Source organism: Plantibacter lichenum (assembly GCF_050587525.1).
Lineage (GTDB): Bacteria > Actinomycetota > Actinomycetes > Actinomycetales > Microbacteriaceae > Plantibacter.
Window position 1 is genome coordinate 256,365 of sequence record NZ_JBOBFT010000006.1, and the last position, 15,114, is coordinate 271,478.

Consider the following 15,114-nt stretch of genomic DNA (forward strand, 5'->3'; position numbering starts at 1 on the left):
ACCGCCGAACACTGTTGTGGCGAGCCGCTCGCATGCACTACGGCGAACGGCGGCCCCCGACGATCACCGACCCGCGATCGTCGTCCCGTCGAGGAGCGTCTGCCACGGGTTGTCGGCACCCACGAGCGTGTTGCCGTCGCACGTCAGCAACAGGTTCACGAGGACGCTTCCCTGCTCCGCCACGCGCAAGGCGCTGTAGAGTCCGGCCGGATTGCCCGTGTTCTCGCTCGTGTACTTCATCGTCGTGAGGACGAACTCGACCGTTCCGCCCTGCTCCGTGCCGACGTCAACGCGGCCGTCGTCGTCGTTGAGCGACGCATCGGCGAGCTGGTCCGTGAATCGGCTCACGTCATCGAGGGCCACGGCACGCGTCGCCGGGTAGTCACCCGTCCCACCGCCGACGCTGCCGGTGGGATCGAAATCGATCGACTCCACCGAGTAGTTGCACCCGAGCGCACCGTTCGTCCAGGCACGGACGCCCTCTGCGTCCGAGTCGGTCGGCACCCACCCGTTCGGCAGCGAGACCGAGACGTCCGGGGCACTGTCAACCTGCCAGAACTCGTCGATCGACACGGCGCCGGACTGCGGAGCGGACGACGGCGGATCGCTCGGCTCCGCGGATTCCATGGGCGTCGGCTGCCGAGAGGAGGAGTCGGGAGCGTTGACGATCCCCGCCGCGAGGCTGCTGGCGATGATCGACACGATCACGATGATCGCGATCACCACGACGATTCCGCCACCGATGAGCCACCACGCCCACGCGGGAAAGCCGCCCTTGCGCGGTGGACCGGGCGGGAAGCCGGGGCCACCCGCGCCAACGGGCTGGCCGTACGACTGCTGCCCGTAGGACTGAGGCGGTTGCCCGTACTGAGGCGATTGCCCGTACTGAGGCTGCTGCCCGTACGGCTGGGACGGCTGGCCGGACTGGGGCGGTTGCCCGTACTGAGGCGGCTGCTGCCCGGAAGACGACTGGGGCTGGGCGTAGGGTCCGGGCTGCCCCTGCTGTCCGTACGGCGCTGGCGCCTGCTGCGGCGGGGTCGGAGCGCCGTAGTGGGGCGGCTGCTGACCGTGGAGCGGCTGCTGCGGCTGGCCGTACTGCGGCTGCGGCGGCTGGGGATCAGACGGCTCAGGGGGCACACCGGCCTGATCTGGCGGCTGGAACGACATCGCTTCTCCCCTTCCGCATCATCCCGGAGGCGGGTGTTGCGCCAACAACTCTACCCACGCCGGACGGACCGGCAAGGGCTTGCACACGTCGGATCGTCCGCCTTCCCGCTTCGTCTCGTCGATCATGCCGGTCGCCGTCCTCACTCGCACAGCACATTTGTCAGCATCCAAAATTTTGGTATTCTTGATGATCATCGGATACAAGAGAGGCGGTGCCGCGCCCCGGTCGGTCACCGATCCCAACCCCCGGTGGAGCGAGAGATGCGTGGAATGACCTGGACACCCGCGGTGAAGCGCGTGATCCTGCGACGGTTACGATCGGATCCACCGTTCCTACCCCGCCGGAGTCTTGCATGCCCGTTCCCACCGTCACTCAGGTCGCGCACGCCGAGCGTCCCATGCTGCGCGACACCGTGGCACAAGCGATCCGGGCAGCGATCATGGACGGCACCTTCGCACCGGGCGAACGACTCCACGACGAGCAGTTGCAGACGTGGCTCGGCGTCTCGCGCACACCCGTCCGCGACGCCCTCAACGAGCTTCGCAGGACGGGGCTCATCGAGATGGCCGCGAACCGGTACACGCGAGTGACCGCGCCCGACGGCACCGATGCCGTTGAGGCCGTCCACGCTCTCGGAGTCCTCCTCGGCGGCGTGGTCCGACTCGCCGTCCCCCGTCTCGATGCCTCGACGCGGGACGTCATCGCGAACGCCATCGACCGCACCCTCGTGCACCTGAGCCCTGCCGAGGGCTCCGACGTGGACGCGGAACGTCTCAGCATCGCGACGCTGCACCTCTTCAACCACTACGTCGAACACTGCGGCAACCAGCTGCTCATCCGCGTGTGCAACGACTCCCTCGACGGGCTCGCGTACCGGCTGCGCATCGGGCAGCTGAGCACGATCCTCGACTTCCCGACGATGCGCGACGCATATGCGGCGTTGCGCGAGGCGACGCTCACGGGCGATGCCCTGGCCGCGCAACTGGCGACGGAATCACTCCACCAGCTGCCCGGCGCCCGCGAGCGCGTCTGACCGATCGGACGAACGCGGAACGCTCGGCGCCGAACCAGAATGCCGCGTACGCCCTCGAACGCCTTCGAAGCGCGCTAGATGCTGACGCCCACCGTCACCGGCTCAGGTTGCAGGAGCACGCCGAATTCGGAGAGCACCCGCGCCTGGACGAATCGCGCCAGCTGGGCGATCTCCTCGGCGCTCGCTCCCCCGCGGTTCGTGAGCGCGAGCGTGTGCTTCGACGACACCGCGGCCCGGGAACCGGGGATCGCATACCCTCGACGGATGCCGGACCGCTCGATGAGCCACGCCGCCGAGAGCTTCACGAGCCGCTCGGACGGTTGCGCGATCGGCGGGTTCACCACGGCCCCCAGCTCGAAGACGTACTCCGTGTCCACCTCCGGTTCCACCGGCCACCACGGCGCACCGGCGGGGAGCGATCTCGCGACGTGCTCCGAGACGATCGGGTTCGTGAAGAACGAGCCGGCACTCGCGGTGTCGCGATCGGCGGCATCGAGCACCATGCCCTTCGACGCGCGCAACGCCAGGACGGTCGCACGAACCTGGGCGATCGGGACGGCCTCCCCGAGCCCGACTCCGAGCGCGAAGGCCAACTGCTCATAGGCGATCGGCGCACCGGCTCCGCCCACACCGACATCGGTGAGGTCGATCGTCACAGCGAGGACGATCGCCTCGCGCTCCGGCGCCGCACCACCGTGCCGTTTGAGGACGGACGTGCGGTAGCCGAGCTCCAGCTCCGCGGCCGGAACCGTGACGACGTCCCCGGTCGCCTCGTCGAGCAGGTCGACGGACACGAGCGCCGAAACGAGTTCCTGGCCGTACGCGCCGATGTTCTGCACGGGCGCCGCTCCCGTCGATCCGGGGATGCCGGACAACGCTTCGATGCCGGCCCACCCCTGCTCGACGGCATGGGCGACGAGCCCGTCCCACGACTCCCCCGCCTGCACGCGCAGACGAACGGTTCCGGCGGCCGCATCCAACCGTTCGATGCCGCGAGTCGCGACCCGGATGACCGTCGCGTCGATCTCCTCGTCGCCGATCAGCAGATTCGATCCGCCGCCGATGAGCAGCCAATCACCGCCGTCCGCCCACACGCGTCGTGCGACATCGGCGAGGTCGGCCTCCGTCGTGCACTCCACGAAGTGGGTCGCGATGCCGCCGACCTGCAGCGTCGTGTAGTCGCTCAGCCGGACGGACGTCATCGGAGCGAGACCACGACCTGCGCTTTGCCGAGGACGGTCTGGTCGGCGTAGGTGACCGTGAGGTCGACGCGCGCCGTTCCGGCCTCGGTGTCGAGCTTGCCGATCTTCGCACTCACGTGCAGAGTCGCGCCGTCCTGTGCGTCGACGAGGACGGGACGAGTGAAGCGCACCTGGTAGTCGAGGATCTTCGCGGGATCACCGATCCAGTCGACGACCGCCTGCACGGCGAGGCCCATCGTGAGCATCCCGTGGGCGAGCACGCCGGGGAGGCCCACTGCGGTCGCGACGTCGTCGCGGTAGTGGATGGGGTTGAAGTCGCCGGACGCGCCGGCGTAGCGCACGAGCGAGTCTCGGCTCAGCTCGACGGTCCGTTCTGCGACCACGTCGCCTGCGGCGAGCGCCGCGATGTCGAGGCTCATTCGTCTCCCCTGACGACCAGGGTGGAGATCGCGGTCACCACGTGCTGGCCGGTCGCATCGGTCATGTTGGATTCGCACGTCACCATCGAGTGGCCGCCGAGCGATTTGATGCTCGTGACCGTGAGGGTCGCCGTCAGTTCATCGCCGGCGACGATGGGACGGGTGTGGATGAACCGCTGGTCGCCGTGGACGACACGGCTGAAGTCGATGCCGGCGTCCGGCTCGGCGAGGAGCTGCGCGAGCGTCTGCTCCTGCACGACGACCGGGAAGGTCGGCGGCGCGACGACATCCGCGTATCCGGCTGCGCGGGCGGCTTCCGGATCGAGGTTGATGGGGTTGGTCGCGAACACGGCGCGGGAGAACTCGCGCACCTTCTCGCGTCCGACCAGGTAGGGCGGGGCGGATGGGAGGACCCGCCCTTGCAGTTCAGGGTTCACAGACACCCCCCAACCCTACTCTCAGCCCGCGAGGGGTCGCATATGGCGAGTCGGACCGGGTCCGGACTGACCGTTTGCGACCCCTCGCGGGCTTCGACGGGTTACTTCTTGGTGCCGCCGCCGAAGAGGCCGCCGAGCGAGCCGAGGATGTCGCCGAGGCCGCCGCCCGCGGAACCGCCGGAGCCGGACGAGGTGCCGCCACCCGTCAGGCCGCCGAGGAGCCCGCCCAGGACATCGCCGATGCCGCCGCCGCCTGCAGCCGGTTGTCCGGCAGCATCAGACGCTGCCGGTTCCTGCTTCCCCTGGAACTGCTTCGCGAGGAAGCTCATGACCACGGGAGCGAGCATCGGAAGGAGCTTGCCGATGAGATCGCCGCTGATGGGGCTCGATGCCGCCGCCGGCTGCGTGTTGCCGAGCGCCGCGACGACGTCCTGCTTCTTGTCGCCGAACACGTGGTCGACGATCTTCTCACCGTCGGCCGTGTCGACGTCGGCGAGCGAGACGCCGCCGTCGACGAGCGCGGTCCCGTGCTGCTCGACCGCTTTCGCGATCGAATCGGCGCCGCCCTCCTTCGCGTTCGCCTCCAGACCGCCGACGAGCGCGGGCAGAGCCTGCTTGACCGCGGCCTCCGCCGTGCCGGAGTCCACGCCGAGCTGCTTGGCGATGTCGCCGATCGGCAACTGCGCGATGAGATCTTCCAGACTGCTCACAACACCCTCATTCCTGACGGCGCATCGGCGCGCCGCCAATCGCTGCCAGGCTACCGCGCAGTCCCGCCCGCGCACAGACCCCGATTCCGGACGATCCGTGCACCCGATGCGTCGCATCCCGTGGACACGACGTGAACGGGATGCGACGACACGCGCGACGCCATCGACTCCTGCCACCGATCGACTTACGATGTGCGCGTGGTCATTCGTCGGGAACTCCGTCTGCAGGACGGCCGGACGCTGTCGGTCCACGACAGCGCGGGCAGCGGCGAGCGCACAGGCAACAAGGCCTCAGCGACGATCTCGCCCGACCTCGCAGTCGGCCTCGCCATCGACGAACCGACGTGCACGATCGTCTGGTTCCACGGCTCGCCGCAGACCGGCGCGCTGCTCGAGCCACTCCTCGGAGCCGCGGCGGAACGCGGCATCCGGCTCATCTCCTACGGTCGGCCCGACTACGGCGGTTCGACCCCCGTTCCGGATCGGAACGTCGCCTCGGCCGCCGCGGATGTCGAGGAGCTCGCCGATGCGCTCGGCCTCGACCGGTTCGCGGTCCTCGCCGCGTCCGGCGGCGGACCCCACGCGCTCGCCTGCGCTGCACTGCTCCCCGGCAGGGTGACTGCCGCGGCGTGCGTGGCGGGACTCGCGCCGATCGAAGCGGCCGACGACATCGACTGGTTCGCCGGCATGGCGGGCGACGGCCCCTCCTTGCGCGCGGCCCTGGACGGACGCGAAGCGCGCGAACGGTTCGAGGAGACGGCCGAGTTCGACCCGACGAGCTTCAACGCACGAGACTATGCCGTCCTCGACGGCACGTGGGCGTCGCTCGGCGCGGATGTGGGACTCGCCTCGGCGGAGGGGACGGCCGGCATCGTCGACGACGATCTCGCGTTCGTGCGCCCATGGGGCTTCGACGTCGCCGACATCGCCTGCCCGGTCCTGCTCGTCCAGGGCACGGACGATCGCGTCATCCCGCCCGCCCATGCGGAATGGCTGCTCCACCGGATCCCGCGTGCGGAACTCTGGTTGCTGCCCGGCGACGGCCACATCTCCGCGCTCGATCAGTGCCCTGCGGCGATGGACTGGCTGCTCGCGCACACCGGCCCCTGAGCCGCACGCCCGGTCCCTGAGCCTGTCGAAGGGCCGGTCCCTGAGCCTGTCGAAGGGCCCGGTCCCTGAACCTGTCGAAGGGCGGACCTCAGCGAGTCCGAACCGCCTGCAGCACCATCCGGACCGCGATCACGATGAGGAACGCCGCGAACAGCAGGTTGCCGACGAACGGCGGGATCCACGCCGCCACGACGGCCCCGAGCGCGGTCGTCGTGCACGCCGCGACCCCGATGATCGCGGCCGCCCTCAGATCCACATTCTTCCGTCTGGCGTTGCCGATCGTCCCGGAGATCGCGGTCGGAACCATCATCAGGAGCGATGTGCCCTTCGCGACGAGGTCGCTCGAACCGAACAGCACGATGAGCATCGGCACGACGATCACGCCGCCGCCGATGCCGAGGAGCCCGGAGAGCACACCAGTCACGAAGCCGAGTGCGACGAGTCCGATGACCGTGCCGACGCTGATCACGATGCTCGAGTCGCGTGACGGGATCACCAGGAACAGGGTCACGATCACGACGGCGAGGAAGCCGATGAACCCCCACTGCAGCGCGCGTTTCGGCAGGCGTTGCAGGAGGTAGCTGCCGAGTTGGGCGCCGGCGATCGCGCCGATGGCGAGGATGACGGCGGCGAGCCAGTCGACCGTTCCGTGGAGGGCGTAGGAGATGACGCCGACGATCGAGGTCGGGACGATCGCGGCGAGCGAGGTGCCGGCGGCGAGGCGCTGGTCGAAGCCGACGAGGAACACGAGCGCCGGGACGATGAGGATGCCGCCGCCCACGCCGAACAGGCCGGAGAGGAACCCGGCGACGAGTCCGGTGACGATGAGCCAGACGATGCGGACGGTCGGGCTGGGGGTACTGGTCACGGCTCTACCGTATCCCGTCGTCGTCGAAACCCTTCGACAGGCTCAGGGACCGGACCTCCCGGTCACTGAGCAACACCCCGGTCACTGAGCAACACCCCGGTCACTGAGCTTGTCGAAGTGCACCACCCCGACCCCGCCCTTCGACAGGCTCAGGGACCAGGCCTCCCGGTCACTGAGCCGCCACCCGGTCACCGAGCCACATCCGGCCACCGAGCAACACCCCGGTCACTGAGCTTGTCGAAGTGCCCTCAGGGACCGATCGCCCTCAGACGGAAGCGACCCGCGTCGCGCCGGCGGCGATGACCGCCCAGCCGTCCGCGGTGCGTTCGAGCGTGGAGATGGAGCAGTTCTCGAGCGGTTCGATCTCGCGCCCCGCGATCGCCGTGAGCGTGAGCCGGATGAGCGTGCCGTGGCTCACGATCGCCACGTTCGCATCGCCGTACTCAGCCGCGAGCTGCTCGAGCGCGAGCAGTCCGCGCTCGGTCACGGCGTCGGCCGGTTCCATCTCCGGGTAGTCGTGGTCGGGCCAGCTGGCGCGGATGATCTCAGCGTTCGCCCCCTCGGCCTTGCCGTAGTGGCGCTCGATGAAGCCCGGGTACGTGCCGCCCAGCTCGATGCCGAGTTCCGTCGCGATGATGCTCGCCGTCTCACGCGCCCGGCCGAGCGGCGAGCTGACGATCGCGTCCCAGTGACCGGTGAGGAGCGGGGCCGCGGTGAGGGCCTGCTGGCGTCCGACGTCGTTGAGCGGGATGTCGGTCGTGCCCTGGAGCCGACGGGCGAAGTTCCAGTCGGTCTGGCCGTGGCGGATGAGGGCGAAGGTCATGGAGCTGCGCTTTCGGCTTGCCGGACGGGACGTCTTCAGCCTACCCGCGCCCTCTGACGGGCGGCTGTGGGCGACGGCGCGCACCCATCACCCACAGCCCTCGCCGACGCTCAGCCCTGCCGTCCGTTCCAGCGCGGGTTCTTCTTGTTGATGACGAAGACCTTGCCGCGCCGCCTGACGACCTGCGATCCCGGCTTGTTCTTCAACGATTTGAGCGATGCCCTGACCTTCATGTGACGCCTCCGGTTTGTTATTGAGAATCCTTCTCAGTAGCATCGTAAGCCACAACCGACCAGGAAGTCTCCCGTGCACTCAGCCCCGCTCACCGTCACCCTCGTCCTCGGCGCCTGCCCGCCGGAGCGGCGGACCGTCGCGCGTCGCATCGCGAACGACCTCGCCGCGCTCGTCACGATCGAGCGCCCCATCGGCGTCGGCAGCATCGCCACCCTCATCGATGAAGCCGTCGATGCACTCCTCGCACACCCGGTCCCTCCCCGGCGCCTCGTCATCGACTGCGGCGCCACGGTCCAGCCGGTCGACGCGGTCTCTGCCGTGATCACGCGCGCGCCCGACGTGCTCCTCGACGCCGTCGTCACGGTCGTCGACGCGGCGCACATCCTGCTCGACCTCGAGGACGACCGCTACATCGGCCACCCGTCGGCCGACGTCGTCGCCTACACGAGCCGCGCGATGATCACGATGGAGCAGCTCGAGTACGCGGACACGATCGCGGTCGCCGGTCGGCACGGCGTCAGCCACGAGCGCCTCGCCGTCCTGCTCGCGCTCCTCAGCAATCTCAACCCGACCGCCCTCGTGCGACTCGCCGACGCAAGCCGGACCGCTCGGTACACGGATTCACCGTTCGACCTCGACCGCTTCACCGGCTCACCCGGCTGGGTGTCGAAGATCAACGGGGAGCACACGCCCTGGGTCGAGCACCCTCGCGTCACGACGACCCTCTTCGAGAGCGCGAGGCCGATGCATCCCGGCCGACTCTTCGACCTGTTCGACGGACCCATCGAAGCCGGTCGCTTCGGACGGATCGTTCGCACGGCGGGCTTCTGCCAGCTCGCCTCACGCGGATCCGCCATCGGGATGCTGCAACAGGTTGGGACGATGCTCGAACTCGATCCGACGCCCTTCGACGCCTCTCACCCCGAGACGGCGATCGGACAGGAGCTCGTCTTCACGGGGATCGACGTCGACACGGCCGCGCTCCTCGCGGCACTCCACGACTGCGCCCTGACCGATGCTGAACTCCTCGCGGATCCCGTCACCTGGGCCGGGTTCCCGGACGCGTTCACCGTCTGGCTGGAACCGCATCCCACCGACCGAGACTGAACCGATCAGGCCTGAGCCAATCCATCATTCCGTCCCGGAACGGAACTATGCAGCAGTGCGCGCCGCGACGACCTCCGCAGCGATCGCCCGTGCGTCTGCGGCGGTGCGTGCAGTGAGCACCCGGCCGGCGAGCTCCTGCGCCTCGGGCAGCGTGTAACCGGCGATCTCGCGACGCACATCGGCGAGCGCGGCAGCACTCATCGAGAGACTCGTGACGCCGAGACCGACGAGCACGACCGCGAGCAACGGGTCGGCGGCAGCCTCGCCGCAGACGCCGACGCTCTTGCCGGTCGCGGTTCCCGCACGACCCGCCTCACGCACGAGTCGCAGCACGGCCGGGTGCCACGGATCCTGGTAGCCCGCGACTGTTCCCAGCTGGCGGTCGGCGGCGAGCGTGTACTGCGTGAGGTCGTTCGTGCCGATGCTGATGAAGTCGGCATCGTCGAGGATCTGTTCTGCGAGGAGCGCTGCGGACGGCACCTCGACCATCACGCCGGCCACCTGCACACCGAGTTCGCGCGCGAGTGCGGTGAAGTAGGCGCCGTCCTCGGAGTCGGCGACCATGGGCGCCATGACCCACAGCTCGACGCCGGTGCCGGCAGCCGCTTCGACGAGGGCGCGCAGCTGATCGCGCAGGATGTCCTCGTGGGCGCGGAGCGCACGGAGCCCGCGACGACCCAGCGCCGGGTTCTCCTCACCCTCGTCGGTCAGGAAGCTGAGCGGCTTGTCCGCGCCCGCGTCGAGCACTCGGACGACGACCTTCTTGCCTGTGAACGCGGCGAAGAGCGCCCGGTACTGGGCTTCCTGGCTCTCGACCGTCGGTGCCGAGGCAGCGTCGAGGAAGAGGAACTCGGTGCGGAACAGGCCGACGCCCTCCGCGCCCAGCTCGATCGCCGCGGCCGCGTCGTCGGCGGATCCCACGTTCGCGAGCAACGGGACAGCGGTGCCGTCGGCGAGGTGACCCGGCGTGACGGGGGCACTGGCCTCGGCTTCGCGGGCGGCGATGGCGGCACGCGCGGAAGTGATCGCGGCCTCGGTGGGTTCGGTGTCGATCGTTCCCGCCGCGGCGTCGACGATGACGACCGTGCCGTCCGTGAGCGCGAGCACGCCCTCCGCGCCGACGAGCGCCGGAATGCCCTTCGAGCGCGCGAGGATCGCCGTGTGCGAGGTGGGTCCGCCGCCTGAGGTCACGACGGCGAGGACCTTGGAGAGGTCGAGCAGCGCGGTGTCCGCGGGGGCGAGGTCGCGTGCGACGAGGACGAACGGGGTGTCAGAGACCGGCAGCCCGGGGACGGGGACGCCGCGGAGTTTCGCGATGACGCGCTGCGAGACGTCGCCGAGGTCCGTCGCGCGTTCCGCCATGTACCCGCCGAGTGCGGTGAGCATCGACTGGAATTCGGCGAACGCCTCGTGCACCGCGTACTCGCCCGTCGCGCCGGCCGTGATGCGCTCGCGCACACCATCGGCGATCGCCGGATCCTCGGCCATGAGGGCCTGCGATTCGAGGACGTCCTTCGCCTGACCACCCGCGCGCTCGCCCGTCGCTTGCAGCTCAGCGGCCGTTTCGGCGAGTGCTGCGAGCGTCCGCGCGACCTCCTGCTCGACATCGCCGGTGAACGGCGTGTGCTCGGGCGCCGGGAGGGGCTCCGACATGATCAGGACGGGTCCGACAGCCGATGCGCGGCCGACTCCGGCGCCAGTGAGCGTCGTCACAGTGGTTCCTCTCGATGCTGGCGGCAGCCGAAGGCGCGCGCCTGGACGTTCGTCCTCCGAGGCTACCCCGGCTCCCTGGGTGAGCGCGCGGGTGCTGCGGCCTGCTGCGTCTGGGCCTGGTTGCCCCAGCGGCCGGCAGGGAGGCCGCCGACCTAGTCGCTCGACAGGAGGGGAACGGCACGACACGAGGACGAATCCAACGATTCCGTCCTCTCCTCGGGCCGTTCCCCTCATCTCGTGCGTGGCATCGGCTCGACTGCGGGGAGGCATCAACCGGCCCCTCAGCGGAAACCATCGACAACCGAACGGTTTTCCTTCGCCCTTCCCGGAGACGCCCCGATACTCGATACACAACCGAACACACGTTCGAATGTCGGAGGACATCATCCTTCACAGACACACAGAAAGGAGGGGCAATGGTTCTCAAGTACCAGCATCCGACGTCGAATCCTGACCTCACTGATGGCTGGGGCTCCTGGACCGGAGGCCGGACCCAGGCGCATCGAGGCATGGACTACCAGCCCGGGGCGGGCTCGACGATCGCCGCAGTCGCATCCGGAACAGTGTCCGCGAACGTCTGGAACGGCGCCCTCGGCAACGTCCTCGTGATCGCTCATCCCGACGGCATGTATTCCGGCTACTGCCACATGCGCGAACGCTCCTCACTCCAGCCGGGAACGCAGGTGTCACGCGGCCAGGTCATCGGGTATGTCGGCAACACGGGTTCGGCGACGACGGGGCCGCACCTGCACCTCACTGTCACGTTCACCGCGGACGGCACGTGGAACAACGGCAACATTAACGTCACAACTGACCCGTTCATCTTCATCAACGGTCGTCTGACCGGCGACGATCCCGGCACCACACCCACACCAACATCCAAAGGAGAACAAGACGTGCAGTACTGGAAGTATCAAGCGAACGGCATGGTCGCAGCCGTCGACAACGTCCGCATGGAGTACCGATTCCTCGGTACCTACGAGCTCATGGTCGTCTCGAATCTGGTGAGCGCGGGCATCACACAGGTGTCGACGTTCTCCGAGCCGGCCTGGACCAACACGCTCGGCAAGTTCCGAGAGATCAAGGCGCCACTGCCCGCGACGTCAGGCGCGAAGTCAGCCGTCTGAGCGCCTTCGCGCACGACCCCTGGTCGTGCGCATCGCGGCACTAACAAGTGGCCGTGAAACCTCACAACAGAGAAAGGAGAGGCAATGGTTCTGAAGTATCAACAGCCCTTCGCGCAGACCGATCAGGCAACCGACGGTTGGGGATCCTGGGCAGGCGGTCGCGAACAAGCTCATCGCGGCGTGGATTACCAGCCGGGTGACGGCGCAAGCATCCCAGCTGTGGCAACGGGTTCCGTCTCGTACAACAACTGGAATTCAGCCCTCGGGAACGTGCTCGTCATCGCGCATCCGGATGGCATGTACTCCGGCTACTGCCACATGAAGTTCGCATCACCGCTCGCGGTCGGCGCGGCCGTCACTCGCGGAACGATCGTCGGCACCGTCGGAAACACCGGCACCGCCTCACGAGCATCCCATCTCCACCTGACGATGACCTACACGGCCGACGGAACGTGGAACAACGTCGACATCAGCGTCACCACGGACCCGTATGCCTTCATCAATGCTCGCCTCAACGGCGACGACCCAGGCACCACCAACCCACAACCGAAGGAGGACGACATGGTTCGTCTCGTACGCATTCCCATCAACGGTCAGAACGGCGACGCCGGCTGGCACTGGCTCGTGGTCGACCACGGCAACCACTCGTACTGGAACGTTCCGACGACGGCGATGGTCGAACTGCTCCGCGCGCAGAACATCATCGAGCTCGCCGGCCTTCAGTCCCCGGCAATCATTCAGGGCTACAGGAACATCACTGCAGCGGCATAGGGCGGGCTGCGAGCCACTTCTGCTCGCTCGCACTCTTCACGAAGCCCTCCGGCTTCATTCACACACATAGAAAGGAGGGGCAATGGTTCTCAAGTATCAGTTCCCGTTCCCGATCGAGTGGTATGACACCGACGATAAGTTCGGGAACACGAGCCCGCCCTGGCGCACTCCGTCTTCCCCGCATCGAGGATCCGACTTCAATGGCGGCAGTTCTGGTCAGAGCAAAACGCCCATCCCGGCCATCGCGGCAGGTCGTGTCGTCTTCAGTGGCTGGTACCCGGGACTCGGCTACATGGTCACGCTTTCCCATGCCGACGGCGCATTCTCGGGCTATTGCCACCAGTGGACGGCCTCACCTCTCACCGTCGGCGAGAACGTCCCCCGCGGCGGCATCGTCGGCGGCATCGGCGGCACAGCGGATGGCACGTTCGAATACGCACCGCACCTGCATTTGACGATGGGGTGGGATATCGCTGGCACCCAGGGCGGAGCGAGCCGCTTCGATCCCATCCCATTCATCCAAGCTCGCCTCAACGGCGACGACCCAGGCACCACCAACCCACTACAGGAAGAAGACGACATGTACATCCTCGTTCGCGGACAGGGCACCCCCATGGTGTATCTCAGCAACATGATCATCCGCCGACCGATCGCCACCGAGCCCGAGCTCGCAGGCGTGCAGTGGTGGCTGGGGCAGCGCGGCATCAGTGACACGAGTGTCAAGGTCGTTGACGATGTCGCCGCGTTTGGAGTAGTCGTCAAGCCGTAGGTTGCGTCCAACTCAGATTATGCAGAAATCGCCCCTTCGCCCACACGGAGGGGCGGTTCTGCGCGCGCAGATACGGGCCTAGTCGCGCGGTAGCACTGAAGCACCCCAGAAACGCAAAAACCCCGGCGAACCGGGGGAAAATGTAGCAGGAGCGGGATTCGAACCCGCGACCTCACGATTATGAGTCGTGCGCTCTCACCAACTGAGCTACCCTGCCGCGTACTCCCCGTGAGCGGGCGAGCGCATCGACGGAGAGTAACGAGCCCCGAGTCAGGTTTGAACTGACGACCCCTTCCTTACCATGGAAGTGCTCTACCACTGAGCTATCGGGGCGCTGCCGTCGCACTGTCGCGCGAATGGCACCAGTAGAGAATAGCATCCCCGAGAGGCGCCCGCGCACACGCTCGTCACCGAAGGTGTACGACGCCAATCAGCGGCCCGCGTACTCGTTCGCCGCGTCCGCCACCTTGTGCAGGTAGCTGTCCGCACCGTTGTACGACCGGATGGCGTTCACCCAGTTCCCCTCGTCCTGCAACTGCCCACCGGCATCGCACAGGTATCCGGCCGTGCTGAGCGCTGCATCGTCGAGGTTCTGCGGATCCGCGATGCCGTCCCCGTTGCCGTCGACGCCCCAGATCTTCCACGACGACGGGATGAACTGCATCGGCCCGACCGCACGATCCCAGCGGGCGTCGCCGTCGAGTTTGCCGCCGTCTGTGTCGGCGATGGCGTCGAACGCCTGGCCGGTGAGGGCGGGGCCGATGATCGGCGGGACCGTCACGCCTGCGTCGTTGATCGCACCGCCGTCGATGGTCCCGTGCACCGATTCGACCCGCCCGATCGCCGCGATCGTGTTCCAGCCGATGCCGCACTCGGGACGCGACTCGGCGATCGCGAGCGACGCTCCAGCATAGGAACGCAGGGCGCGGAGGGGGATGCCGGTACGGGCGGCGGTCTGCTGCGCCCACGTCGAGTCCACACGATCCGCGATGCCCGCGGGCGGCCCACCCGGACGGGGCACGGCTGCGAGACCCGGCCCGTCCGGCGCTGCATGCGGGGCGAGTTGCACGGTCGCTTCAGCCGGATGCGTGCGTTCCAGGAACGCCGGTACAGCGAGCAGCACACCCACGACCACCGCGATCGCGACGACGCACACGATGCCGCCGATGATGAGCCAACGCTTGCCGTGCAGGGCGCCTCGCGCGGGACCGCGGGAGGACTTGGGGCGTGAGCGGGCGGTGCGGGGCCAGCGGCGCACGCGGGGCGAACGGCGTGGGCGGGATGCACGATGCGGCTTGGGAGCGGCCGATGCGGGGCGTCGCTTCGCGGAGACCGTCCGGCCCTTCGCTGCCGCGGCGGCGCTGCGCTTCGTCGTGTCCGCTGCACGTTTGGCGGCGACGGGACGCTTCCGGGACGGAGAAGCCGAAGCGGAAGCGGAACCCGATCGCGACCCGGATGCCGCGGTGGACTTCCGGCGTCCAGGGGTGCCTGCCGCCGTCCGATTCGCCACGACCCAACCGTACCCGCGGCATCGGACGTCGCCCTCGTCGTCACGCGCTCCGCGGCCAGGGCGCGGTGCCGAGCGCGGGTCTGTGCCGCGAGCGCGAGGCGGGTCCGGGGCGC

The 15,114-nt window shown here is 68.4% G+C and carries 16 protein-coding genes and 2 tRNA genes; 6 read left to right on the forward strand and 12 right to left on the reverse strand.

What is annotated here, in order from left to right; translation table 11 throughout:
• Positions 1–63: 63 nt before the first annotated feature.
• Positions 64–1,167 carry a hypothetical protein gene (locus tag ACQ3HB_RS10610; protein ID WP_430920015.1) on the reverse strand — a complete coding sequence of 368 codons (1,104 nt, stop codon included), beginning with the start codon at positions 1,165–1,167 and terminating at the stop codon, positions 64–66.
• A gap of 353 nt (positions 1,168–1,520) precedes the next feature.
• Here ACQ3HB_RS10610 and ACQ3HB_RS10615 point away from each other — a divergent pair, with 353 nt between their 5' ends.
• Positions 1,521–2,201: a GntR family transcriptional regulator gene (locus tag ACQ3HB_RS10615; protein WP_430920016.1), complete on the forward strand. Its 681-nt coding sequence runs from the start codon at positions 1,521–1,523 to the stop codon at positions 2,199–2,201.
• Between the two features lie 74 nt (positions 2,202–2,275).
• Here ACQ3HB_RS10615 and ACQ3HB_RS10620 read toward each other — a convergent pair whose 3' ends face one another.
• The 4 genes from ACQ3HB_RS10620 to ACQ3HB_RS10635 form a co-directional block, all read right to left on the reverse strand.
• Positions 2,276–3,403 (reverse strand): UDP-N-acetylmuramate dehydrogenase, encoded by a 1,128-nt coding sequence (locus tag ACQ3HB_RS10620; RefSeq protein WP_430920017.1) that lies wholly within the window; start codon positions 3,401–3,403, stop codon positions 2,276–2,278.
• On the reverse strand, positions 3,400–3,822 hold the full coding sequence (locus tag ACQ3HB_RS10625) for a MaoC family dehydratase (protein ID WP_430920018.1): 423 nt from the start codon (positions 3,820–3,822) through the stop codon (positions 3,400–3,402). Before ACQ3HB_RS10625 ends, ACQ3HB_RS10620 begins: the two co-directional genes overlap by 4 nt.
• Positions 3,819–4,265 carry an FAS1-like dehydratase domain-containing protein gene (locus ACQ3HB_RS10630; protein WP_422779165.1) on the reverse strand — a complete coding sequence of 149 codons (447 nt, stop codon included), beginning with the start codon at positions 4,263–4,265 and terminating at the stop codon, positions 3,819–3,821. The genes ACQ3HB_RS10625 and ACQ3HB_RS10630 overlap by 4 nt, the downstream gene beginning before the upstream one ends.
• 95 nt (positions 4,266–4,360) lie before the next feature.
• The gene (locus tag ACQ3HB_RS10635) at positions 4,361–4,969 is read right to left on the reverse strand and encodes a DUF937 domain-containing protein (RefSeq protein ID WP_430920019.1); all 609 of its coding nucleotides are present in this window, start codon (positions 4,967–4,969) and stop codon (positions 4,361–4,363) included.
• Between the two features lie 198 nt (positions 4,970–5,167).
• On the opposite strand from ACQ3HB_RS10635, the gene ACQ3HB_RS10640 reads away from it, so the two are divergent.
• Positions 5,168–6,079 (forward strand): alpha/beta fold hydrolase, encoded by a 912-nt coding sequence (locus ACQ3HB_RS10640; RefSeq protein WP_430920020.1) that lies wholly within the window; start codon positions 5,168–5,170, stop codon positions 6,077–6,079.
• A gap of 88 nt (positions 6,080–6,167) precedes the next feature.
• Here the strand turns inward: ACQ3HB_RS10640 and ACQ3HB_RS10645 are convergent, their stop codons facing one another.
• The 3 genes from ACQ3HB_RS10645 to ykgO all read right to left on the reverse strand — a co-directional run bounded on the left by ACQ3HB_RS10645 (position 6,168) and on the right by ykgO (position 8,003).
• Positions 6,168–6,947, reverse strand: a complete 780-nt coding sequence (locus ACQ3HB_RS10645) for a sulfite exporter TauE/SafE family protein (protein WP_430920021.1) — start codon at positions 6,945–6,947, stop codon at positions 6,168–6,170.
• 265 nt (positions 6,948–7,212) lie between these two features.
• Entirely contained in the window at positions 7,213–7,770 is a 558-nt protein-coding gene (locus ACQ3HB_RS10650) for a histidine phosphatase family protein (protein WP_430920022.1), read from the reverse strand.
• Between the two features lie 110 nt (positions 7,771–7,880).
• On the reverse strand, positions 7,881–8,003 hold the full coding sequence (gene ykgO, locus ACQ3HB_RS10655; protein ID WP_422779160.1) for a type B 50S ribosomal protein L36: 123 nt from the start codon (positions 8,001–8,003) through the stop codon (positions 7,881–7,883).
• A gap of 73 nt (positions 8,004–8,076) precedes the next feature.
• Here ykgO and ACQ3HB_RS10660 point away from each other — a divergent pair, with 73 nt between their 5' ends.
• Positions 8,077–9,111: a GTP-binding protein gene (locus tag ACQ3HB_RS10660; RefSeq protein ID WP_430920023.1), complete on the forward strand. Its 1,035-nt coding sequence runs from the start codon at positions 8,077–8,079 to the stop codon at positions 9,109–9,111.
• Between the two features lie 45 nt (positions 9,112–9,156).
• Here ACQ3HB_RS10660 and ptsP read toward each other — a convergent pair whose 3' ends face one another.
• Positions 9,157–10,764 (reverse strand): phosphoenolpyruvate--protein phosphotransferase, encoded by a 1,608-nt coding sequence (ptsP, locus tag ACQ3HB_RS10665; protein ID WP_430920039.1) that lies wholly within the window; start codon positions 10,762–10,764, stop codon positions 9,157–9,159.
• Between the two features lie 476 nt (positions 10,765–11,240).
• Between ptsP and ACQ3HB_RS10670 the strand changes: the two genes are divergently transcribed.
• The 3 genes from ACQ3HB_RS10670 (at position 11,241) to ACQ3HB_RS10680 (ending at position 13,491) form a co-directional block, all read left to right on the forward strand.
• Positions 11,241–11,951, forward strand: coding sequence for a M23 family metallopeptidase (locus ACQ3HB_RS10670; protein ID WP_430920024.1), 711 nt, complete (start codon positions 11,241–11,243; stop codon positions 11,949–11,951).
• Between the two features lie 84 nt (positions 11,952–12,035).
• Positions 12,036–12,722, forward strand: coding sequence for a M23 family metallopeptidase (locus ACQ3HB_RS10675; protein ID WP_430920025.1), 687 nt, complete (start codon positions 12,036–12,038; stop codon positions 12,720–12,722).
• An 82-nt stretch (positions 12,723–12,804) separates the two neighbouring features.
• Positions 12,805–13,491 (forward strand): M23 family metallopeptidase, encoded by a 687-nt coding sequence (locus ACQ3HB_RS10680; protein ID WP_430920026.1) that lies wholly within the window; start codon positions 12,805–12,807, stop codon positions 13,489–13,491.
• Between the two features lie 143 nt (positions 13,492–13,634).
• On the opposite strand, the gene ACQ3HB_RS10685 is transcribed toward ACQ3HB_RS10680, so the two are convergent.
• The 3 genes from ACQ3HB_RS10685 to ACQ3HB_RS10695 all read right to left on the reverse strand — a co-directional run bounded on the left by ACQ3HB_RS10685 (position 13,635) and on the right by ACQ3HB_RS10695 (position 15,001).
• Positions 13,635–13,708, reverse strand: a tRNA-Met gene (locus ACQ3HB_RS10685).
• A 44-nt stretch (positions 13,709–13,752) separates the two neighbouring features.
• Positions 13,753–13,824, reverse strand: a tRNA-Thr gene (locus tag ACQ3HB_RS10690).
• A gap of 97 nt (positions 13,825–13,921) precedes the next feature.
• Entirely contained in the window at positions 13,922–15,001 is a 1,080-nt protein-coding gene (locus ACQ3HB_RS10695; protein WP_430920027.1) for a lytic transglycosylase domain-containing protein, read from the reverse strand.
• Positions 15,002–15,114: the final 113 nt, after the last annotated feature.

Bases quoted from the DNA above. Each gene is read 5' to 3' on its own strand.
- ykgO (WP_422779160.1), bottom strand. From the start codon at position 8,003: ATGAAGGTCAGGGCATCGCTCAAATCGTTGAAGAACAAGCCGGGATCG.
- ACQ3HB_RS10680 (WP_430920026.1), top strand. From the start codon at position 12,805: ATGGTTCTCAAGTATCAGTTCCCGTTCCCGATCGAGTGGTATGACACC.
- ACQ3HB_RS10670 (WP_430920024.1), top strand. From the start codon at position 11,241: ATGGTTCTCAAGTACCAGCATCCGACGTCGAATCCTGACCTCACTGAT.
- ACQ3HB_RS10650 (WP_430920022.1), bottom strand. From the start codon at position 7,770: ATGACCTTCGCCCTCATCCGCCACGGCCAGACCGACTGGAACTTCGCC.
- ACQ3HB_RS10620 (WP_430920017.1), bottom strand. From the start codon at position 3,403: ATGACGTCCGTCCGGCTGAGCGACTACACGACGCTGCAGGTCGGCGGC.
- ACQ3HB_RS10615 (WP_430920016.1), top strand. From the start codon at position 1,521: ATGCCCGTTCCCACCGTCACTCAGGTCGCGCACGCCGAGCGTCCCATG.
- ptsP (WP_430920039.1), bottom strand. From the start codon at position 10,764: ATGTCGGAGCCCCTCCCGGCGCCCGAGCACACGCCGTTCACCGGCGAT.
- ACQ3HB_RS10610 (WP_430920015.1), bottom strand. From the start codon at position 1,167: ATGTCGTTCCAGCCGCCAGATCAGGCCGGTGTGCCCCCTGAGCCGTCT.
- ACQ3HB_RS10675 (WP_430920025.1), top strand. From the start codon at position 12,036: ATGGTTCTGAAGTATCAACAGCCCTTCGCGCAGACCGATCAGGCAACC.
- ACQ3HB_RS10625 (WP_430920018.1), bottom strand. From the start codon at position 3,822: ATGAGCCTCGACATCGCGGCGCTCGCCGCAGGCGACGTGGTCGCAGAA.